Source organism: Granulicella cerasi (assembly GCF_025685575.1).
GTDB lineage: Bacteria > Acidobacteriota > Terriglobia > Terriglobales > Acidobacteriaceae > Granulicella > Granulicella cerasi.
Genome location: NZ_JAGSYD010000001.1, coordinates 893,247 through 913,760, shown reverse-complemented (window position 1 = coordinate 913,760; position 20,514 = coordinate 893,247). Strand labels below are relative to the sequence as shown.

The window sequence follows — 20,514 nt, the reverse complement described above, 5'->3', positions numbered from 1 at the left end:
GAGGCCGGACGAACTGCCTTGAGCCAAGACGCATACAAGGAACTCCTGGAAGTGAAGCTTCAGAGATATCGTTCAGACCGTTCGGCGGAGGATGCGCCGAACGTAGGACAAAGTCTTGGGGCCGGTTCGCCCGCTGACAGAGATACTGTGCTGCTTTTGGTTAGATTGTATAACAATCTAATAAACTTGCAATCTAAATTAAAGCAAAGTTCACCCAGTCAGAGCACTTTCGTGCTTCTGACTCATTTCGCAACACTTAGCCCTCGTTTGCGAGGCGGGGATCGAGGAAATCTCGCAGCCAATCGCCCAAAAGATTGAACGAAAGCACTGTGAGCATGATGGCGATGCCCGGAAAGAGGGCCAGCCACCAGCGTCCTGCAAGGAGCTGATCGCGGCTTTCTGCCAGCATTCCGCCCCAGGTCGGCGTCGTGGTCGGGACGCCCAGACCGAGGAACGAGAGCGCCGCTTCGGCGAGAATGACGCTCGCGATGTTGAATGAGCCGATGATGATCAGCGGCGAGAGAATGTTCGGCAAGATGCCGGTGAAGAGGATGCCGGGCGTCTTCTGACCGATCGCCTTGGCGGCCTCAATATACTCCCGCTCCCGCTGCATCATGGTCTGCCCGCGAGCGATGCGGGCGTACGTAACCCACTGCCCGATGCCGAGCACAAGAATGAGGTTCGCCATGCCTGGCCCGAGGACCAGCATGAAGATGATGGCGAGCAGGATGAACGGAAAGGCGAGCTGGATGTCGGCGATGCGCATGAGGACGTCGTCGAGCCAACCGCCGAAATAGCCGGAGATCGTGCCGAGAATTGTTCCTATCACGCCGCCGACGAGCACCGAGATGCTCGCCACGATGAGCGAGACGCGAGCGCCGAAGAGCAGACGTGCGAGCACGTCGCGGCCGAGGCCATCGGTACCCAGCAGGAAGAAGAGCTTGCCGCGATGCGCTGAAGACATCGGTGGTTTGAGGCGGGCAATGATGTCCTGCCGATTGGGATCGTGCGTGGCAAGCATCGGTCCGAAGACAGCGGCGAAGACGATGAGCGCGAGAATGACCAGCGCAACGAGCGGCCACTTGGCGCGGCAAAGACTGCGCCAGATACGGCGCGCGGCGTTGCGACGATCGGGAGTAGCGGGAGCGGTCGAGTGCGGAATCGTCATCGGCGTTATCCGTTCAGGCGAATGCGCGGATCGAGCTGCGCGTAGAGCAGGTCCACTGCGAGGTTGAGCACAAGAAACGTGACGGCGAAGAGGATCACCGCCGTCTGCACGAGCGGAATGTCGCGATGGTTGATGGCGTTGTAAACGAGGCGTCCGACGCCAGGCCACGAGAAGATCGTTTCCACCACGACGACGCCGCTGAGCAGAAAGCCCATCTCCAGGCCAAGCATCGTGACCACGGGCAGCATGGCGTTGCGCATCGCGTGATAGCCGACGACGCGTAGTTCGCTCAGGCCTTTGGAGCGCGCGGTGCGCACGTAGTCCAGCGAAAGCACCTCGAGCATCGACGCGCGGACGAGTCGCGTAGTGCGTGCCAGCGTGAAGAATGCGATCGTCATGCCGGGCATGATGAGGTACGGAATCGCGTGCGGAATGTTGGCAAGGCCTTCGGCGATGTTGCCCGCAAAAATCTCATCAAGCACCGGCACGCGACCGGAGATTGGCAACCATCGCAGGCCGAGACCCACCGCAAGAATCATCATGATGCCGAGCCAGAAACTCGGAATGGACTGGCCGAACATGGCGACGAGCATGATGCCGCCATCGAGCGGAGTGCCGCGCTTCATGGCCGCGAGAATACCAAGCGGTACTGCGAAGATAAGCGCCACGATCAGTGCAAAGAGAGCGAGCTCCAGCGTTGCAGGAAAGTGGTGCAGCACCACGTCCACAGCAGGCGTGCGGTAGGTGAGCGAGGTCCCCATATCGCCATGCAGCAAGCCGTTCGCATAGCGCAGATACTGCACCGGTAGCGGCTTATCGAAGCCCAACGCAGCACGCGTCGCGGCAATCTCCGCGTCGCTGGCGTGTTCGTTCACGTAGAGATAGGTAGGGTCGCCGCCCATGTGCATGGAGAGGAACGTGACCAGCGTGACGCCAAAGATCACGAGCAGACTTTGCCACAGTCGTCGCGCAACAAAACCGATCATCGTTTGTGCCGCCTTTCCGCCTTGTGCGCTGCGTTAGTAGACCGTGATGTTTTCATCCGCCCTCGGCGTCCAGTGGATTCTGTTGCTGACGCCGTAGACGTCGGGCTGGAAGTAGAGCATCAGCCACGGCGCTCCTGCGTGAAACTCCTGCAGCATCTCGTTCATGATGCGTTGCTGCTCGGCGGCATCCTTGGTCTGCTCCAGCTGCTTCCATCCTGCGAAGAACGCGGGGTCATGCCAGCCGGTGTAGTTCGTACCGGCGTTCGGCGCCGAAAGATCGCTCATGTCGTAGAGAGCGCTCCAGGTCGAGCCGCCGGTGCCGAGCAGAAACAGCGGGCCGGCCTCATGCTGGCGCGTGAGCAGAACATACACCGAGAGATCAAGCAGGTCGACCTGCGTATCCACGCCAATGTCACTGAGATATTGCCCGATGGCCTGCGCTACGTTGCCATCGCCATAGAGCGTACGCGGGGCCTGCAGGCGCAAATGGAAACGCACACCGTCTTTGCCGCGCGGATAGCCTGCGGCGTCCAGCAGCTTCTCTGCCTTATCGGGATCAAACGGAAACGCAGGAACGCCCGACGTATCATTGCGCGGAACGACGAGCGTGGCCGCGCGCTGGCAAGGCGTGCGCAGCAGCGCCTCACACACCGTCGGCACATCGATGGCGTATTGCAACGCCTGCCTCACACGCACATCCTGGATCGCACGGCCACCGTCGGTGTCCTGAAATTTCTTGCGCATATTGAAGCCGACGTAAATACGACGCGTGCTCGTGACCGTTTCGATCTTCGCGGTCTCGCTGTTGCGTACCGCGTCGATCTGGTCGGGCGGCACGCCCGTAGTGAGGTCGATGTCTCCGGCAAGCAGTTCTGCTGTGCGCGTAGAACCCTCAGGAATCACGCGCCAGATCACGCGATCGTAGCGCGGCGTACGCAGCTTGAACTCAGGATTGCGCTCAAGCACGATGCGATCATCATGCACCCACTCGGCGAGCTTGTAGGGGCCGGTCGCACTGGGGTGCGTGGAGGCTTCACGCAGCGACATATGCTCATACGGCACACGGCACATGATCGAAAGCTCGCTGATCAATCCGATCGCGATGGGGTTGTACTTCGACGTGTGCACCGTCACATCAAGCGGGCCTTCGACCGTGACGCCTGTGTACTCGATGGAAGGGATCAGGAACCCCGACGCGTTACCCGTGAAGTGGTTGCTCGGATTCGCAGCGCGCTGAAAGGAGTAAGCCACATCGCTTGCGGTGAGTGGCGATCCATCTTCGCAAGCAAGGCCTGAGCGCAGCTTGAAGTGAATCGCGCGACCATCCTCGCTGTAGGTATAAGACTCCGCGAGGAATGGCTGCAGATTACCTTCCGGCGACACGTCATAGAGCGTGCCGAACAACATGCGTGCCACGTTCAGCGTGTCTGCCGAGCCAACGTCAGAAGGATCGAGCGTGTCAGCGTCGTTCGCCTGCGCGATCACGATGGTGCCTGGATCGCCTGCATGGGCGCTGCGTTTTCCCTGCTTCGAAGCGTGGCGATGATGCTCTGCATTCACCCACGCCAGAAGGGCCACCACGATCAACATCGTGATGACGACGAGAATGCGTCTCTTCCTTCTTTGTTCGATATAGGACACGTCGTGGAAACTCTCTCTGTCGCGCAACGGCGCGTTTAGCGGTGATGACAAGCTTTGAAGTGTGCGGGCGCGATCTCGACCAGCGGAGGCACTTCGCGCGCGCAAACCTCTGTGGCGATGGGGCAACGTGTACGAAACACGCAGCCCGAGGGTGGATTCAGCGGGCTCGGAATATCGCCTTCAAGGAAGACGCGCTTGCGCTGCACGGTGGGGTCAGGCACAGGCACGGCGGAGAGCAGAGCTTCCGTATAAGGATGATGTGGGTTCGTGTAAAGATCGCGACCACGGCCAACCTCCATGATGCGCCCGAGGTAAAGCACGATGACACGGTCGCTGATGTACTCCACCACGCTGAGGTCATGCGCGACGAAGAGCATTGCAAGATTCATCTCTCGCTGCAGGCCTTGCAACAGATTGACGACCTGCGCCTGCACCGACACATCGAGTGCAGAGACCGGCTCATCCGCGACGAGAAAGCGAGGGCGCAACGAGATGGCGCGCGCAATGCCGATGCGCTGACGTTGGCCGCCGGAGAACTCATGCGGGAAGCGCGTGAGATGCGTTGCCGAAAGGCCAACGCGCTCCAACAACGAGACCACCGTGTCGCGCGCATTGCCCTCGGCGAGACCGTGGATCTTCAACGCCTGCGTGAGAATTTGTTCAGCAGTCATGCGCGGATTCAGGCTCGCAAACGGATCCTGAAACACGATCTGCATGTCCTTGCGCATCGCGCGCATCTCGGCTTCGTTGAGCGAAGTGAGTTCCTTGCCGTCGAAGCGCACGGAGCCGGATGTGGGCTCAAGCAGGCGAAGCACACTGCGGCCGATCGTAGTTTTGCCAGAGCCGGACTCTCCGACGAGGCCGACAATCTCACCAGCGTTCACCTGAAAGCTGACGTCATCCACGGCCTTGACGACTGGCGCACTGCGCGAGAAGAGACCTTTGCTCGTCGGGAAATATTTGCGTAGCGAAGTGACTTCAAGCAGCGGCTGAACCGCTTGCGACTCGGTCATGATGCGGCCTCGAGCTGCACAAGCTCCTGCGAGCGAACGCAGCGCACGAGATGATTTTCGGCGACAGGTTCAAGCATCGGCACACCTGACTTGCAGGCGTCGATGAGATAGTCACACCGCGGATGAAAGGTGCACCCTGCGGGCAGATGCAAGGGGCTTGGCACACTGCCGCGGATCGCTTCGAGCTGCTGTTGATGCTGCGCAGCGCGATCGACACGCGGCACAGAACGCAGTAAGCCGCGCGTGTAGGGCATACGCGGACGGGCGAAGATTTCACGCACCGGCGCAGCTTCCACAGCACGCCCTGCATACATGACGACGACACGATCCGCCATCTCCGCCACGACGCCGAGGTCATGCGTGATGAAGAGAATCGCCATGTTCATCTCCTTCTGCAGTGTGCGCATCAGCTCGAGAATCTGCGCCTGAATCGTGACGTCGAGCGCGGTCGTGGGCTCGTCGGCGATCAGCAGCTTCGGCTTGCAGGCGAGCGCCATCGCAATCATCACGCGCTGCCTCATGCCGCCGGACATCTGGTGCGGATAGACCATCGCGCGCTTCGCAGGATCGGGGATGCGCACCATCGAAAGAATGTCGACCGTGCGTTCCCACGCCGCGCGCGGTGAAAGCTTCTCATGCACTTCGAGCCGCTCGGCGATCTGCTCGCCGATGCGCAGCACCGGGTTGAGGCTCGTCATCGGCTCCTGGAAGATCATGCCGACCTCTGTGCCACGCATGCGGAGCATCTGCGCTTCGGTGGTCTTCAGCAGATCGCGGCCTTCGAAGAGAATCTCGCCGCTGATCTCGCGACGTTTCGACTTGGGCAGCAACCCCATGATCGCGAGCGAGCTCACCGATTTGCCGGAGCCCGATTCGCCCACAACGGCCAGGGTTTCGCCGCGCTTCACACTGAAGCTCACATCATCAACCGCTGTGACCATGCCAGCGTCTGTGCCGAAACGCACGCGAAGGTTCCGCACGTCCAGCAGCGGCGCGGCTGCAGACGTTTGCTCCGAGAGTGCAACCACGTTGGACCTCATGCGGAACTCCTTTCCCTCTCGACGAAGCATGTGCGCTCGTCGGAAAACTAACCCAGTTCGTACAGCTCTGTGTACTTCTTTGTGAGGTACTCGATGTAGGGCTCAGGATCGAGGGTGCGGCCGGTAGCTTTCAGCAAAAGCTCGTCACGCGAGAAGCGGCGGCCGTGCTGGTGTACCGTTTCGCGCAGGTAATGACGCAGTGGCGCATAGTTGCCTTCGTCGAGTCCAGGCTGAATGCTTGCATCGGTCTCGACCGCGGTTTTGAAGAGCTGTGCAGCCATCACGTTGCCGATAGTGTAGTTGCAGAAGGTGCCGATCTGCCCGGTGGACCAGTGCGTGTCCTGCAATACGCCAAGGCGATTGTTCGGCACGTCGAGGCCCAGGTCGCTCTTCATCGCGGCGTTCCAACGCTCGGGCAGGTCCTTCACTTCGAGCGTGCCTGCGATCAGGTCACGCTCAATCTCCGTACGCAGCATGATGTGGAAGTCGTAGGTCATCTCGTCGGCTTCGACACGGATGAGGCCAGGCTGGACGCGGTTGACAGCACGATGGAAGGCCGCAGCATCCACGTCAGCGAGCTGGCTCGGGAAGGCCGCCACGAGCGAAGGATAGTGCAGGTCCCAGAAGGCCTTGCTGCGCGCGATATGGTTTTCGTAGAGTCGCGACTGGCTCTCATGCGCCCCGAAGCTGACCCCTCCAACGGCGTACATCCCCGGCATATCGGTCGCAAGCGGAGTCCGCGTGTACGCGGGGTCCACGCCTTGCTCGTAGAGCGCGTGACCGGTCTCATGCAGCGTGCCAAAAAGCGATGCAGGCAGGTAGTTACGCTTGTAGCGCGTGGTGATGCGAACGTCTTCGCGCGTGAACGAGATCTCAAACGGGTGCACCGTATTGTCGAGCCGACCGTGGCGCAGATCGTAGCCGAAAGCCTCAGCCATCTTCAGGCCGAAGTCGCGCTGCGCGTCTTCGGGGAAGTCACGCTCGAGGAAGTCCCAGCGCACCTGCGGCTTCGCCTGCACCGCGCGCAGCAAGGGGATGAGCGATTCACGCAGACGACCAAAGAGCTTATCGAGTGAGACAACGGTTTCCCCCGGCTCGAAGAGCGAGAGCAACGCGTCGTAGGGATGCTGCTCATAGCCGATGGACTCGGCGACGCGACGCGCGAGCGCGACCACCTTCTCGAGGTAGGGCGCGAAGTCTTCAAAGCGATCTTCGGCGCGGGCCTTCACCCACGCAGCGCGCGAGACCTCGCGCAGAGCTACACGCTCCTCCTGCAACTCATCAGGAATCCGCTTGTGCAGCGCGATCGCGTATTGCGTCTGCGAGATGGCTCGGCGTTCCGCGGAGTCTTCCGCAAGATCGCGCGTGCTGCGTTCAGCGGCTTCGAGACGACGCAATGTTTCATCCGAAAGCAGCGTCGTGCGCGCGAGTGTCATCAGCGTGGCGATCTGTTGCCCGCGCACTTCAACGGCGCCCGCAGGCATCATCGTGCGTGCATCCCAGCTCAACATCGATGCCGAGCAAAGCAGATCATTCACCGTGCCCATCTGTTCCAGAAACTGCGCGTAACTCATGACTTCCCTTTCGATTTTTACTGCTGCTGAAGAGGCTTGATGCCAAGCTCGGCGGCAAGCGCCTGCAGCTCTGCGAATACGTGGTCGGCCAGCGGCACGCCTGCAGCGCGCTTCTGCGTTTCGCGGCGATGCTCCTGCTCGCCGGGCAGCAGCACTTCACTGAAGCCAGGGCGCAAGCGGCTCGCGCGAATCATCTCGCCAAAGCGCTTCATGCGCGCGCGGAATTCATCCACCGGCATAAACCATGCGATGTCGAAGGCGATAAAGGTATGCGACACGTCCGTGCGCGCGGGGTTGCTGTACGGCTCTATGCCAAAGCCTCCGCCGGAGAGCACGCCCGTCATCACGTCGGTCATCAGCGAGAGGCCGTAGCCTTTGTACTGCCCGATGCCGAGCAACGCGCCCGCCATCGCCGCCGTGGGGTCAGTCGTCTCTTCGCCTTCAGGCGTCAGTGCCCAGTCGATCGGCATGGGCTTGCCTTCGCGCTCGTGCCAACGCATCATGCCCTTGCCTGCGGTGGTCAATGCGATGTCGAGGACCACAGGGAAGCCGTCGCCACCCGGCGCTGCGATCGCCCACGGGTTGGTGCCGACCACCGGCGTTGCGCCGCCCCACGCGGCCATCTCCGGTCCGGCGTTGGTGAAGGCGACGCCGACACAGCCTTCGCGCTCAGCTTCAGCGGCGTGAACCGCCGACGAGCCATAATGCGTGCCTCCGCGAACAACGACGACGCCGATACCGCAGACCTTCGCCTTGGCAATCGCAAGACGCATCGCACGCTGGCCAACGAGGCTGCCCATACCGTTGTGCGCATCGACGAGCGCAAGCGCCGGGCTTTCTTTCAGCACTTCAAACTGCGCACCGATGCTGATGAATCCTTCAGCGACGCGCTTACGGTAGTTCACCAGGCGACGCACACCTTGGCCTTGCCCCGGATGAAAGCGCAGCTCGCTGTAGATCAGCGCTTCGCTGGTCGCCGCGGCTTCCTCAGCATTGCAGCCCATCGCAAGCAGCGCTTCGCGCGCGAAGCTGCGCATATCTTCGAGATCCACCTTCACCATCGGCACTTCGGCAACAGAAGCAGACATGCGTTAGGCCTCGATCTCGAGCAGTTCTACGAGGTTCGTGCCCGGCGTGATGAGCGGCTCGATGCGGCCCTTGGTGGCCGTCATCAGCAACGTCATGCCTGGGCCGTAACCTGCACGCGGGCCGTCGGTTTGACCAACCACGGCGATGCCGACGGCCTCGCGCAGGTATCCATGCTGGTAGCGACTGTCATAGTCCTCCAGCGCAACAATGTCTCCAAGGCGCAGCTTGTCCAGGCCCAGCGCGGCGATCTCGGCGCGGTCCGTCGTCTGTAGATGAATGCTGCCACCTTCGCTGGTGAGGCCTGCACCTGCCCCGACGAGATGCGCGGGGATCGTCGCAACGACCGGCACCTGAATGCGATCTTCCAGCTCCACCACATCGAGCGCTTCGAGCAGCTGCGGCCCCATGCTCTTGCAGTAGATCTCCGGGTGATTCTCCAGCGCCATGCCGACGCCACAGGAGCGGATCACGATCTTGTCGTTCACCGCGAACTTCGTGCGCGCGTCCTTCGGGAAGTGCACGATCACCTGCTCGGAAAAGCGACCGCTCTTGCCCGTCACTATGCCGCGCGTGCCTTTGCCTTCGCCGGTCATCACGATGGCGTCATTGCCCACGCAGGCGAAGGTGTTCAGGCCGCGGTTGCTGGTGTCAGCAGGCAGCGAGATGCTGACGCCGGGGTGAATGCAGTCCGCCATCCAACCGAATGCGTCATCGCCCACGGAGACGTTGTAGACGATGCCGCCGTAGGTCGGCAGCAGGAACGCGGAGCCATCCGCAGCGAAGCGGTAAGGCTCGGCGGGCAGGCCCGGAAAGGACGGATGCACGATCTGTCCCATGACCGAGACCATCACCAGCTTGTCTTCATTGAATGCGACGCTCATGCCGCTCCTTTCCCAAGGCCAAAGTACGTTCCAAGATTTGCGTTCGGGTCGATGACCCACTCGATGCAGGGCTCAGGGCAGGTCATGATCGTCATGATGCCCGGGCCGTGGCCCGTCATCACCGAGTCGCCATGAATGCAAAGCGCGATGCTCACCGCGCCGGTGCGGAAGCTGCGGCCGAAGCGATGGTCCGCATGGTTGATCACCACCACATCGCCCAGGCGCAGCTGGTCGATGCGAAGCTGCTTCATCAGGCAACGATCTCCGGACATCAGGTCCTGATCGACGAACTCGCTGTTCAGCTCCGCGCCCGAGCCCATGATGCGGATCGGCAACTCCATCGCCACGCGCACACGGATACGACGTGCATCAAGAGCCTCGATCCCCATCGCCTCGAGCAGCGCAGGGCTCATCTTCTTCAACTCGATGTGCGGATAATCCAGCAGCTTCAGGCCGCGACCATAAGCGGCGATCTGCACGCTGTCGCCCACAGCAAGACCGTCATAGACCTCGCTGTCGAAATCCACCAACATGCGCGCGTGCTCGCCAGTGACGATGCCGCGTGCGCCGGCAGCCATACCCGAGGTCACCACTGCTTCGTTGCCCATGCAGGTCAGGTAATGCAGCGCGAAATCGTTGCCCTCGTTGCCAGCGGCGATCGAAACGCCCGGCTCCACATGGTCGCCCGCCCAGCCGAAAGCCTTGTCGCCTGTGCGAACGTTGTACGTGATGCCCGACATGCCGGGCAGCAGCACGCTCTTGCCCTCGTTGTCGGGAATGTAGCCCGGATGGCGCACGGTCGGCTGGCTCACCGTCCCGGCAACGGCCATCATGACTAGCTGTTCGGCATTCGTTCGAAGCACTTTCGTCCTTTCCCGCGTTGGTGGAGCGGAACGGCGGATGACAGATGTTTGTAATACAATCTAACAACTAACCGATGGATGCACAAGCGTCCTCCGAAACTTTCCCACGAGGTTCATCGTTATGCCACGCGCCGTTAGCGAGCAGCATGTAGTGATTACGGGGGCCGCGAAGGGCCTCGGCAAGGCGATCGCCGAGGCATTTCACGCCGCCGGCGCCCAGGTGGCGCTGGTGGACTACGACGCAGCAGCGCTCGCCGAGTTGCGGCGGGAGTTGCCGGGGAGCACGATCTACGCGGTCGACCTTTCGGACGTGAGTGCCACGCGCGCAGCGATTGCGGCGATCGACGCCGAGCATCCGCAGGTGGATACGCTCGTGCACAACGCGGGCTTCCTCGTACCGCAGGCGTTTGCGGAGATGACCGAGGAGCGCTGGAACCTCACCTTCAACGTCGGCATGCAGGCGGCATATCTCTTCACGCGCGCCTACTGGAACCGCTGGCTCGCCGCCGGGTCGGGATGCGGCATCTATGTGTCGTCGAACTCAGGCATCCGCGCCGACTGGGGCGAGGCGCCCTATGCGGCGACCAAGCATGCGCTGGAAGGGTTCTCCTCCGCGCTGGGGCTCGAGGGCACGGAGAAGGGTGTCTACACGCACACGGTCACTCCGGGTAAGCCGATGCGCACGCCGATGTCCGAGCAGAACTATCCGGAGTCGCTGAAGCAGCGCTGGGTGGAACCGAGTGAACTTGCGCCAGCGTTTGTCTATCTCGCGGGCCAGCCGGACGCATCGCTTTCGGGCAAGCGCCTGAGCGCGGCAGAGATTGCCGAGCGCGCCAAGACGTAAGCCGAGCTACAACAAGGTAGGCGTGCTCCAGGGAGCACGCCTTCCTTGTTGCCCAGCAGAGAGCTACTTCGCAACTCCGCTCTGTTCGCGCACGCGCTCCATCACGGGGTTCATGCGCTCCACGGCTTCAGCCAACACCGAGGTCGGTTGCAGCGTGGTGATGCGGAGGTAATCGTTCCACGTCTGACCGAAGGCCGTGCCGGGGAAGATCAGTACGCGTGCGTGCTTCAGCATCAGGTAGCAAAGCTCCAGCGCGCGCATACCTGTCGATGAGCTATCTGCCCAGAAGAAGAAGCCGCCGCGGGGTTCGCCGTAGGTGAGTCCCATCTGCTTCAACCCTGCACCGAGCAAGTCACGACGCTCGATGTAGATCTTGCGGAAGTCGCGAACGCACTGGTCGTCCGAGAGAGCTGCCGCAAGCGCAGCACGCTGACTCAACGCAGCCACCGGGCCGGTGGTGTGCGCCTTGATGCGCCCCATCGCTTCGATCGCTTCCTGCGCCGCGAGGATGTAGCCGACGCGCCAGCCGGTCATCGCATACGCCTTCGAGAAGCCCGAGATCGTGATCACGCGATCAGCCATGCCCGGCTCTCCGGCGATGCTCGTGTGCTGGAACGGCTCCCACACAAACTTGCCGTAGATCTCATCGGAGACGATGACGAAGTTGTGTTTGCGCGCCAGCTCCGCAAGACCGCGAGCGCTCTCCGGCGTCAGGATGCCGCCGGTCGGATTGCTCGGCGTGACGAGCAGCAGCGCCTTCGTGCGCGGCGTGATGCGCTTCTCCACCTCGGCCGGGTCGAGATCGAAGCCGTCCTTCGCGAAGGTCGGAACGCTGATCGTGGTCGCGCCCGTGTGCTCGATGGCTTGGTCGTAAGAGGTGTAGCGCGGATCCGGCACCAGGATCTCGTCGCCGGGGTTCAGCAGCAGCGTCATCACGAGGAAGAGCGCTTCCTGTCCGCCGGTAGTGACGAGCACATTCTCCGGGCCGATCGTGCAGGCGTGATCACGCGCCGCATTGCGGGCGATCGCCTCACGCAACTCTGGCAGGCCGAGGATCGGCGCCACCGGCAGCGGGCCTTCGCCCAGCGCCTTGCGCGCAGCCTCGACGATGAACGACGGCGTGTCCATGTCTGGGTCTCCACGACCCAGCGCGATGGCGTCAGGGATGGATTTCGACAGCTCCATCAGCGCATAGCGCAGCTTGGTGCCATCCAGCGACTGGATTTCTGCGAGTTCGTTCATTAGTTCTCCAGAGCAGCAAGCATCGCCCACTGCGAAAGGTTGGTGGAGCAGATCGTGAGCGCCTGCTTGAAGTCGCGCAGCCCCGCCGAGAGCTTCGCCGGGGCGACGAGATAGCCCATCTGCCACGCGGGCTCGCCGAGTTGACCGATCGTGATGACGCGCTCCGCGAAACCCTCAACAGCCGCCGGATGGAAGCTCGCCTGGGCGTCGTCAGCCTCAAAGAGCACTAGCGCGTCCGCAGAAACCTTCGCCAGCGTGCCACGCAGCGCTTCTTCGCCAAGGCTGCTCGCCAGGTAGACGAGCTTGGCCGACTCAGGAGCCTTCGTCAGCAGCGCGCGACGCAGACCTGCGGCTCCGGCGATGCGCGCGGCCAGCGACTCCGGCGTCCACACCGCATCCCCCGCAGCGAGCACCTGCTGCAACGCCACAAAGCGCGCTTCAACCACGCCGCAAGTGATCACCGCAGCGGACTTCGCATCCACCTCCAGCGCAAACTGCTTCGCCAGCAGACCGCTGACCTTCTGGCGCAACGGCAAAATGCCCGGGCGGTCGGTGTAATGCGTTTCGCCGCGCGAAAGCGCCTCCGATGCGGCAGCCGCCATCGGCCCCCAGGAGCCGGCCGCCTCCGCGCCTTCCAGGGGCACAGGCTGCAGCGCGCTCAACTCCTGCACACACGCTGAAAAATCCACGACAAATGCCATCTTTTCTGTCCTTCCTACTCCCTGCGCGAGCGTCCGAGCGGGAATAGACAACTGAAATGCTTTGTATAATGATTATACAATATGCGGAGTCTAATCAGCCTCGGGAGTCAACCGCGTAACGCGGCTAGGGCTGCCCTCTGCCAGGAAAAGGCAGCCGGTCTTTGGGTCGCCGTGAAGGCCGTGCGCGCCGTTCAGCACCGGGCGGCAGCGCGAAATGCGCGCTCCTGCGTGGCTGAGCAGACTCAACGACGGCACAGCATCGGTCACGTAGACATGCTGCCCATCGCTCCACACAGATTGCGGCCGGAAGAAGCCGGTCCACAGATCGACGAGGTCGCCGCCGAGCGTGAAGACCTGCAGGCGATGATTTTCGCGGTCCACAACGACGAATCGTTCTGCATCGATCGCACAGACGGAGTGCGGCGTCAGAAACTCACCGGGCAGCGTGCCGAGCTTGCCGAGGGAGCGCAGCCGCTCGCCGTCCGCGCTGAAGATGTGCACCTGCGCATTGCCGTATCCGTCGGTCACGATGATCTCGCCGCCGGGCATGAAGGCCACATCCGTTGGGTGGCTGAAGGGCTCTCCCGGACGATGACGCAGGCCCAGCGCGCCGAGGAAAGTACCTCCCGCGCTGTAGCGGCGCACCTCATGCGCGTCGCGGTCGACCACGAAGACCTCCTGCGTGACGGGGTGGCAGGCCAGCATGTGCGCGTCCGCAATCTCTTCGCCCCAGGCGCGCAAGCGGCGGCCGTCGGGCGCGAGCTCGATCACAGCGGGAGTGGGCGCCGTGAGCAAAGGGTCACGCCTCAGCAGCACAAAGATGTGTCCCTGCGCGTTCACCGTGACATCCGAAACGCCGCCCTGCGACGCCCCCGGCACCTCGCCAAACGGGCGTTCCACGCGGTAACGCGTCTCGCCCAGCCGAACCCACAACTCTTCCATTACGACTTCCTTTCTACCGACCCGACTTCCAGGAGCTAACTATGTTTGACCTTACGATTCGCCGTGGCACCGTGGTGCTCCCGGACTCGATTTCCGTCTGCGACCTCGGCGTCCGCGACGGCAAGATCGTCGCGATTGAGCCTATTCTGCCCGCAGGCCGCGAGGACGTGGACGCCACCGGCCTGCTCGTGCTGCCCGGCGGCGTGGATTCGCACGTGCACGTTGACCAGACCTTCTCCTCCGGCGCGCAGATCGCGGATGACTTCGCGAGTGGAACGGCTTCGGCGCTCGCAGGTGGCACGACGACGATCATCAGCTTCGTCATGCAACCGCGCGGAGGTTCGCTCAAGCACGCCGCCGCGCATCAGCATAAGCTTTCCGAGCGCTCGCGCTGCGACCACAGCTTCCACCTCACCATCACCGACCCCACGCCCGAGGTGCTCGAGCAGGAACTCCCCGAGCTGATCGCGCAGGGCCATCGCTCCATCAAGATCTTCATGGCGAACGCCAGTACGCGACTCACAGACGCGCAAATGTTGCCGGTGCTCGCAGCCGCGCGACAGCACGGCGCGCTCGTCTGCGTGCACGCCGAACACCATGAGCTGATCGAGTGGCTCACCGCTCGACTGCTCGCACAGGGCATCACCGAACCTAGGGCGCTCGCGCTCGCCAAACCGATGATCGTGGAGCGGGAAGCGACGCACCGCGTGATCGCGCTGGCCGAAGCGCTGGACGCGCCGCTGCAGATCTTTCACGTTTCCGGACATAGCTCCGCCGAGGAAGTGGCCCGCGCGCAGGCGCGCGGCGTAAAGGTGTGGGCCGAGACCTGCACGCAGTACTTCTTGCTGACCGCCAAGGACCTCGACCGGCCCGGCATGGAGGGCGCGAAGTATATGTTTGCCCCCGCGCCACGCACGCTGGCCGATCAGGAGGATCTCTGGCAGCGCATTCAGGACGGCACGATCACCGTTGTTTCCTCGGACCACTCGCCGCTGAACTTCGACGCCCATGGCAAGCTCTTCGCAGGCGAAGGCGCTCCGTTCTCGAAGATCCCCAACGGCATTCCGGGGCTCGCCGCGCGGCTGCCGATCGTCTACACGCTCGGCGTTCACGAGGGCCGCATCGACCTGCGCAAGTTCGTTGACCTGGTCAGCACCAACCCCGCGAAACTCTTCGGACTCTACCCGCAGAAGGGCGCCATCGCTCTCGGCAGCGACGCCGACCTCGTGCTGTGGGACGCCAACGCCGCACGCACCCTGACCAACGCCACCATGCACCACGGCCCCGACCACACACCCTACGAGGGCCTCGAAACGGTGGGCGTCCCTGTGCGCACCTACCTGCGCGGCCAACTCGCCTTCGCCGACGACCGCGTGCTCAGCGAACCAGGCGCCGGCCGATTCCTCGCGCGGGACGCCTACGAGTTCATAGCGCCAAGCGGCCGCTTCCCCGCTGGATTCAACCCCTACCTGTAGGCGTCGATGCGGCGAATCGCATTGACAAGCGAGTGTCGTCATTATTAGTTTGTTATACAGTTATACCTTTCTCAAGCCAACCCATGAAAAGAGTCCGAACGCTGATGTCTACTCCCCCGACCGTGGCCGATCCGATGATCGGCATGCAGATTTCCCCCATCAGCTTCATCGATGAGGGCGTGGAGGCGTGCCTGAACACGCTGCAGAACCGGGTCGGCGTCAACGCGCTGATGATCGGCACGATCTCCTGGCTGGGCCTGAAGGTCGGTCGCCGCATCTCGGCCGAACTCGAAGGCTGGCCGGACCACGGCGTCCCCGCGCCGTACACGATGCAGGGCGGCTCCTACATCAAGGAGCGCCCGGAGTACTACACGAATACGCACATCAAGCAGTTCGCCTCCACGGACCCTGAACTTGCGGGGCAGGACATCCTCGATCTCGTCATCCCCGAGGCGAAGAAGCGCGGCATAAAGGTGATCCCCGAGTTTATGGAGCCGCTCTTCAAGTACGCGGGCCACGGATCGGCGGCGGCGGTGCTCATCCCGAACATGCCGCAGTGCATGGAGATTGACCTCTTCGGCCGCATCGCCGGCGAACCCTGCACGTCGAACCCCGACTATCGCCGCTGGTGGCACGGCATCATCGAGGAGCACTGCCGCAACTACGACATCGACGGCATCATGTGGTGCAACGAGCGCAACTCGCCGCTTGACCGCATGATGCAGGGTCAGGCACCGGGCTGCTTCTGCCCGCAGTGCCGCAAGGAAGCCGCCGAACGCAACATCGACGTCGAACGCACCAAGCTCGCATTCGCGCCGGTCTATGAGTTCTTCCAGAAGGTCCGCGCAGGCGAGACCTTCGTCGATGGCGCGTTCATTGAGTTTCTCCGCGTGCTGCTTGCGAACCCCGAGGTGCTCGTCTGGGAGAAGTTCTGGCTGGAGCGCAGCAAGGACCTCGACCGCGAACTCTACGGCATCGTGAAGTGGTGCAACCCCGCGCTCACCTTCGGCCTGAACGTGTGGAACCGCAATCACTTCAACCCCATCCGCAAGGCGCAGTGGCCGTGGCTTGAACAGACCACGTACTGCGACTGGGTGAAGCCGATCACGTACCAGCATCAGGCAGGCGAGGTCTTCATTCGCGAGATGAACTACTTCGGCGGCACGCTGCTGCGCGACTTCACACGCGAAGAGTTTGTGCCTGCGATGTACGCTCTGCTCGGCATGAACGAGGCGCCTGCGAACGAAGTCATCGCCGCGGGCATGGACCCCGACACCTACGTCTTCGGCCAATGCGCGGACGCCGTGCGTGGCGTGCAAGGCAAGGTGCCGGTCTACATGGGCATCGGCGTCGATGCTCCGCGCATTCTCACCGAGCAAGCCGTATGCACGCCGGACACCGTCTACCGCAGCGTTCACGCAACCTTCCGCGCTGGCGGCAAGGGCCTCGTCTACTCGCCGAACTACGCAGGCATGAACCTCAGCAACCTCGATGGCGGCGCACGCGCGCTGGAAGAACTCGGCTACAAGCCCAAGAACTAAAGGAGAATTACGATGCCCGAAGCAGCAGCATGGCGCTTTCAAAAGATCACCGCGCCGATCATGGATATCCCCGTAGAGCACAAGGTTCTCGTTGGCCGCGTGCTCACAGCGGTCGGCGATGAGGTCATTGAAAACGGCTTCGTCGAAATCAAGGACGGTGCCATCGTCGCAGTGGGCAAGGCATCCGATCGCACGGACCTCGATGCCACATACGTCGTGAAGACCAACGGCACGATCCTCCCCGGCATGTTCAACAGCCACGCACATCTCGCGTGGGACGGAGTGCATGACCTCGCGCGCCAGGCGCTCGATGACTCTCCTGAGATCAGCGCGTACAAGTCAGCAACGAACATGCTGAAGAGCCTTCGCGCAGGCATCACCACCGTGCGCGATCTCGGCATGAACCAGTCGAACTTCGCAGCGAAGCAAGCCGTCGCGCAGGGCATCTTCCCCGGTCCGCGCTTGCTCATCTGCGGCGAAGCGATCGTGCAGACCGGCGGCCACACCTACTGGTGCTGCCGCGAAGCCTCAGGCGCAGACGAGATGCGCCGTGCTGTGCGCGAGCAGGTTCGCGGTGGCGCCGACCTCATCAAAATCATGGCCTCGCACGACCTGCATGAGTTCACCGATGAAGAGCTCGAAGCCGTCATCGACGAGACGCATCGCAACGGCCTGCCCATCACCGCACATGCGACCTTTGACTCCATCATCCACCGCGTCGTGAAGTTTGGCATCGACGTCGTCGAGCACGGCGGCTCACTCTCCGACGAGACGATCGCGCTGCTGCTTGAGCGCAAGGTGCCCATCGTGACGACCTTCGCGCCGATCGTGCAGCAGAGCGTTCCTGAAATCGCGCGCAAGTTCAACGTGCCCGACTGGAAGCTCGCAGAACGCCAGAAGGCCGTGGCGGATAAGTCCCGCTACGAAGGCTTGAAGAAGGCCGCCGAAGCTGGCGTGCCTATCGTCTTCGGCACCGATGCCGGCAGCCCTGCCGTGGGTCACGAAGTCGTCTCGCCCGAGATGCAGTTCATGGTGAAGGTCGGCGTGGTGAAGGACAACTACGCGGCCATCCGCAGCGCGACCAGCGTAGCGGCCAAGATGAACAAGCTCGACAGCAAGCTCGGCACGCTCGAAGCCGGCAAGCTCGCGGACGTGGTCGTCGTCGACGGCAACCCGCTCGAAGATTTGAAAGCACTCGATAACGTCACGATGACCTTCGTGGAAGGAAAGCGCCTGGTATGAGCACGAACCCCGCACAGAACCCTTTGATGAAGGCGCTCGCCGCGCGCATCAATGAAGAAGACACCTCCTACCGCACGAAGATGGTGGAGATCGCCGCGAAGCTGCAGGACGTGATCGCGATGGGTCGCGGAGACCCAGACTTCCGCACACCCGAGCACATCGCCGAAGCCGCGCGCCAGGCCATCACCGACGACCGGACGCACTACACGCATCCCGCAGGCATTCCTGAGTTGCGCGAGGCGGTGTCCTCGATGCTCAAGGCCGAGTACAAGCTCGACTACACCACCGAAGAGATCATCGTCACCGCAGGCGTGCAGGAAGCGATGATGCTCTGCATGTTGGCGCTCATCAACGAAGGCGATGAAGTGCTGATCCCCTCGCCGCGTTTCACGTCGTACGATACCGCTGTGCACATGTGCGGCGGCAAGATCGTCCCCGTGCCCACGCGCGAAGAGACGAACTTCGCACTGATGCCCGCAGACGTTGAAGCACGCATCACGCCGCGTACCAAGGTGCTCGTACTCGTCACGCCGAACAACCCGACCGGCGCAGTCACCGAGCCCGAGCAGGTGCGCGAACTCGCCGAGATCGCGAAGAAGCACAACCTCATCGTCATCTCCGACGAGATCTACGCGAAGATCATCTTCGACGGCAGCGAGCATCTCTCCATCGGCTCGCTACCCGGCATGAAAGAACGCACGATCACGCTCAACGGCTTCTCGAAGAGCTACGCGATGACGGGCTTCCGCGTCGGCTACCTCGCTGCTCCTGCAGATTTCGTGCAGATGCTCATCGAGCCGCGTCACACGCTCAGCATCAACGCCACCACGCCGTCGCAGTGGGCTGCGCTCGCCGCACTCACCGGACCGCAGGATGACTCCATCGCGATGTTCGAGGCATACCGCGATCGCCGCGACTACATGATGAAAGCGCTCGACGAAGTCGGCTTCACCTACGGCCACCCCGGCGGCGCGTTCTACATCTACGCGAACGTCGAGAAGTCGGGCCTCGCTGCACCGGAGTTCTGCGAACTGCTGCTGCGCGAATGCCGCGTGCTGCTCTTCCCCGGCACGCTCTTCGGCGACGAAGACACACGCTACGTACGCATGAGCCTGCTGCAGCCCATTGAGCGCATGCAGGAAGCGATGGACCGCATCATCGCAGCGAAGGAGCGGCTCTTTGTCCACGCAAAGTAACGCGGCACATCAGTTGCTGCTCATCGGGCTCGGCACGCGCGGACGCATGTGGACGCGCGTGATCGATGCCTCCCCCAACGCACGCATCGCTGCAGCCGTCGACCCTCACGCGCCAACGCGTGAAGAGTTCGCTGCAGCGCATCCCGGTGTGCCCGTCTTCGCAACGCATCAGGAAGCACTCGCAGCAGGCATCACCTTCACCGCAGCCGCACTTGTCACTCCGCCGGACGGCCACCTGCAACAGTGCAGCGACCTCTTCCACGCAGGACTTCCCATCCTCGCAGAGAAGCCGCTCACGCTGGACCTCGCTGAATCTGTCCGCATCATCCAGATGGCTGAGCAGCACAACCTGCTGCTCTCTGTCGGGCTCAACTTCCGCTATCTGCCGGTGCACCAGAAGTACAAGGAGCTGCTGACCAGCGAGTTCCTCGGCACTGTCGGCTTCGGCGAGTTCATCTATCGCCGCCATCGCGATGGCCGCCGACCGGGCATCAACAAATACCCGCTGACGATGGAACAGCCGATGATGCTCGAGCAGAGCATCCATCACCTCGATCTGATTCGCTACTGCTACGGCCGCGAAGTCGAAAGCATCATGTGCCGCACGTGGAACCCCGCGTGGAGCATGTATGCCGACGACGCCAACGTCCATGCATTGCTCACGCTCGAAGGCGGCATCGCGATCAACTACTTCGGCACGTGGTCCGGTGGTTGGAACGTGCCGGGCTTTGAGTGGCGCACGGATTGCGAAGGCGGCGTGTTCGTGCAGCGCGAGCTCTTCAGTGATCTTGCGTACGCGAAGACGACCGACGCAGAGTTGACGCCAGTGGCCATTGAAGACGCAGAAGCCTTCTACGACGATACCGCTGCGCTGCTTGAGGACTTCCTGCACGCGCTCGACCACAATCTGCCCGCGCCGTGCGATGGGCGCGACCACCTGCGGACACTGGCGCTCTGCTTCGCAGGCATCGAAAGCTCGCGCACGGGCAAGGCCGTCGTGATGCAGGAGTTCTTCGAGCGCAATGGGTTGCTCGAGTTCCTCCGCTAAACACTGTCGCCCTCGAGCGCGATATGCT

Annotated in this window: 18 protein-coding genes; 6 read left to right on the top strand and 12 right to left on the bottom strand. The window is 62.5% G+C overall.

Going from position 1 to position 20,514, the window contains the following annotated elements; genetic code table 11:
• Window positions 1-256 precede the first annotated feature (256 nt).
• The 9 genes from OHL11_RS03785 to OHL11_RS03745 are packed head-to-tail and all read right to left on the bottom strand — an operon-like array spanning window position 257 to window position 10,255.
• Window positions 257-1,168 carry an ABC transporter permease gene (locus OHL11_RS03785; RefSeq protein ID WP_263370141.1) on the bottom strand — a complete coding sequence of 304 codons (912 nt, stop codon included), beginning with the start codon at window positions 1,166-1,168 and terminating at the stop codon, window positions 257-259.
• A 5-nt stretch (window positions 1,169-1,173) separates the two neighbouring features.
• Window positions 1,174-2,154: an ABC transporter permease gene (locus tag OHL11_RS03780; protein ID WP_263370140.1), complete on the bottom strand. Its 981-nt coding sequence runs from the start codon at window positions 2,152-2,154 to the stop codon at window positions 1,174-1,176.
• Between the two features lie 33 nt (window positions 2,155-2,187).
• Entirely contained in the window at window positions 2,188-3,795 is a 1,608-nt protein-coding gene (locus OHL11_RS03775; protein ID WP_263370139.1) for an ABC transporter substrate-binding protein, read from the bottom strand.
• A gap of 35 nt (window positions 3,796-3,830) precedes the next feature.
• Window positions 3,831-4,808: an ABC transporter ATP-binding protein gene (locus tag OHL11_RS03770; protein ID WP_263370138.1), complete on the bottom strand. Its 978-nt coding sequence runs from the start codon at window positions 4,806-4,808 to the stop codon at window positions 3,831-3,833.
• Complete coding sequence (locus OHL11_RS03765; RefSeq protein ID WP_263370137.1) at window positions 4,805-5,848, bottom strand: ABC transporter ATP-binding protein; 1,044 nt, start codon at window positions 5,846-5,848, stop codon at window positions 4,805-4,807. The genes OHL11_RS03770 and OHL11_RS03765 overlap by 4 nt, the downstream gene beginning before the upstream one ends.
• Before the next feature lie 47 nt (window positions 5,849-5,895).
• Window positions 5,896-7,422 carry a carboxypeptidase M32 gene (locus OHL11_RS03760; RefSeq protein ID WP_263370136.1) on the bottom strand — a complete coding sequence of 509 codons (1,527 nt, stop codon included), beginning with the start codon at window positions 7,420-7,422 and terminating at the stop codon, window positions 5,896-5,898.
• A gap of 17 nt (window positions 7,423-7,439) precedes the next feature.
• Entirely contained in the window at window positions 7,440-8,510 is a 1,071-nt protein-coding gene (locus OHL11_RS03755) for an Ldh family oxidoreductase (RefSeq protein WP_263370135.1), read from the bottom strand.
• Between the two features lie 3 nt (window positions 8,511-8,513).
• On the bottom strand, window positions 8,514-9,392 hold the full coding sequence (locus OHL11_RS03750; RefSeq protein ID WP_263370134.1) for a DUF4438 domain-containing protein: 879 nt from the start codon (window positions 9,390-9,392) through the stop codon (window positions 8,514-8,516).
• Entirely contained in the window at window positions 9,389-10,255 is an 867-nt protein-coding gene (locus OHL11_RS03745) for a DUF4438 domain-containing protein (protein ID WP_263370133.1), read from the bottom strand. The genes OHL11_RS03750 and OHL11_RS03745 overlap by 4 nt, the downstream gene beginning before the upstream one ends.
• Before the next feature lie 121 nt (window positions 10,256-10,376).
• Between OHL11_RS03745 and OHL11_RS03740 the strand changes: the two genes are divergently transcribed.
• The gene (locus tag OHL11_RS03740) at window positions 10,377-11,099 is read left to right on the top strand and encodes an SDR family NAD(P)-dependent oxidoreductase (RefSeq protein ID WP_263370132.1); all 723 of its coding nucleotides are present in this window, start codon (window positions 10,377-10,379) and stop codon (window positions 11,097-11,099) included.
• Window positions 11,100-11,162: 63 nt separating this feature from the next.
• On the opposite strand, the gene OHL11_RS03735 is transcribed toward OHL11_RS03740, so the two are convergent.
• The 3 genes from OHL11_RS03735 to OHL11_RS03725 all read right to left on the bottom strand — a co-directional run bounded on the left by OHL11_RS03735 (window position 11,163) and on the right by OHL11_RS03725 (window position 13,984).
• Entirely contained in the window at window positions 11,163-12,341 is a 1,179-nt protein-coding gene (locus OHL11_RS03735; protein ID WP_263370131.1) for a pyridoxal phosphate-dependent aminotransferase, read from the bottom strand.
• Entirely contained in the window at window positions 12,341-13,042 is a 702-nt protein-coding gene (locus tag OHL11_RS03730; RefSeq protein ID WP_263370130.1) for a hypothetical protein, read from the bottom strand. The genes OHL11_RS03735 and OHL11_RS03730 overlap by 1 nt, the downstream gene beginning before the upstream one ends.
• Before the next feature lie 90 nt (window positions 13,043-13,132).
• Complete coding sequence (locus tag OHL11_RS03725; RefSeq protein WP_263370129.1) at window positions 13,133-13,984, bottom strand: NHL repeat-containing protein; 852 nt, start codon at window positions 13,982-13,984, stop codon at window positions 13,133-13,135.
• A gap of 41 nt (window positions 13,985-14,025) precedes the next feature.
• On the opposite strand from OHL11_RS03725, the gene hydA reads away from it, so the two are divergent.
• The 5 genes from hydA to OHL11_RS03700 all read left to right on the top strand — a co-directional run bounded on the left by hydA (window position 14,026) and on the right by OHL11_RS03700 (window position 20,486).
• On the top strand, window positions 14,026-15,459 hold the full coding sequence (hydA, locus tag OHL11_RS03720; protein WP_263370128.1) for a dihydropyrimidinase: 1,434 nt from the start codon (window positions 14,026-14,028) through the stop codon (window positions 15,457-15,459).
• 104 nt (window positions 15,460-15,563) lie between these two features.
• Window positions 15,564-17,000 (top strand): hypothetical protein, encoded by a 1,437-nt coding sequence (locus OHL11_RS03715; RefSeq protein ID WP_263370127.1) that lies wholly within the window; start codon window positions 15,564-15,566, stop codon window positions 16,998-17,000.
• Window positions 17,001-17,012: 12 nt separating this feature from the next.
• Entirely contained in the window at window positions 17,013-18,242 is a 1,230-nt protein-coding gene (locus tag OHL11_RS03710) for an amidohydrolase family protein (protein WP_263370126.1), read from the top strand.
• A complete protein-coding gene (locus OHL11_RS03705) occupies window positions 18,239-19,438 on the top strand; it encodes a pyridoxal phosphate-dependent aminotransferase (RefSeq protein ID WP_263370125.1) in 1,200 nt (399 codons plus the stop codon). The genes OHL11_RS03710 and OHL11_RS03705 overlap by 4 nt, the downstream gene beginning before the upstream one ends.
• Window positions 19,422-20,486 (top strand): Gfo/Idh/MocA family protein, encoded by a 1,065-nt coding sequence (locus OHL11_RS03700; protein ID WP_263370124.1) that lies wholly within the window; start codon window positions 19,422-19,424, stop codon window positions 20,484-20,486. Before OHL11_RS03705 ends, OHL11_RS03700 begins: the two co-directional genes overlap by 17 nt.
• Window positions 20,487-20,514 lie beyond the last annotated feature (28 nt).

What these genes read in the sequence shown, in the direction of transcription:
- OHL11_RS03785 (WP_263370141.1), bottom strand. Translation starts at nt 1,168, where the DNA reads ATGACGATTCCGCACTCGACCGCTCCCGCTACTCCCGATCGTCGCAAC.
- OHL11_RS03780 (WP_263370140.1), bottom strand. Translation starts at nt 2,154, where the DNA reads ATGATCGGTTTTGTTGCGCGACGACTGTGGCAAAGTCTGCTCGTGATC.
- OHL11_RS03770 (WP_263370138.1), bottom strand. Translation starts at nt 4,808, where the DNA reads ATGACCGAGTCGCAAGCGGTTCAGCCGCTGCTTGAAGTCACTTCGCTA.
- OHL11_RS03765 (WP_263370137.1), bottom strand. Translation starts at nt 5,848, where the DNA reads ATGAGGTCCAACGTGGTTGCACTCTCGGAGCAAACGTCTGCAGCCGCG.
- OHL11_RS03760 (WP_263370136.1), bottom strand. Translation starts at nt 7,422, where the DNA reads ATGAGTTACGCGCAGTTTCTGGAACAGATGGGCACGGTGAATGATCTG.
- OHL11_RS03755 (WP_263370135.1), bottom strand. Translation starts at nt 8,510, where the DNA reads ATGTCTGCTTCTGTTGCCGAAGTGCCGATGGTGAAGGTGGATCTCGAA.
- OHL11_RS03750 (WP_263370134.1), bottom strand. Translation starts at nt 9,392, where the DNA reads ATGAGCGTCGCATTCAATGAAGACAAGCTGGTGATGGTCTCGGTCATG.
- OHL11_RS03740 (WP_263370132.1), top strand. Translation starts at nt 10,377, where the DNA reads ATGCCACGCGCCGTTAGCGAGCAGCATGTAGTGATTACGGGGGCCGCG.
- OHL11_RS03735 (WP_263370131.1), bottom strand. Translation starts at nt 12,341, where the DNA reads ATGAACGAACTCGCAGAAATCCAGTCGCTGGATGGCACCAAGCTGCGC.
- OHL11_RS03730 (WP_263370130.1), bottom strand. Translation starts at nt 13,042, where the DNA reads ATGGCATTTGTCGTGGATTTTTCAGCGTGTGTGCAGGAGTTGAGCGCG.
- OHL11_RS03725 (WP_263370129.1), bottom strand. Translation starts at nt 13,984, where the DNA reads ATGGAAGAGTTGTGGGTTCGGCTGGGCGAGACGCGTTACCGCGTGGAA.
- hydA (WP_263370128.1), top strand. Translation starts at nt 14,026, where the DNA reads ATGTTTGACCTTACGATTCGCCGTGGCACCGTGGTGCTCCCGGACTCG.
- OHL11_RS03715 (WP_263370127.1), top strand. Translation starts at nt 15,564, where the DNA reads ATGTCTACTCCCCCGACCGTGGCCGATCCGATGATCGGCATGCAGATT.
- OHL11_RS03710 (WP_263370126.1), top strand. Translation starts at nt 17,013, where the DNA reads ATGCCCGAAGCAGCAGCATGGCGCTTTCAAAAGATCACCGCGCCGATC.
- OHL11_RS03705 (WP_263370125.1), top strand. Translation starts at nt 18,239, where the DNA reads ATGAGCACGAACCCCGCACAGAACCCTTTGATGAAGGCGCTCGCCGCG.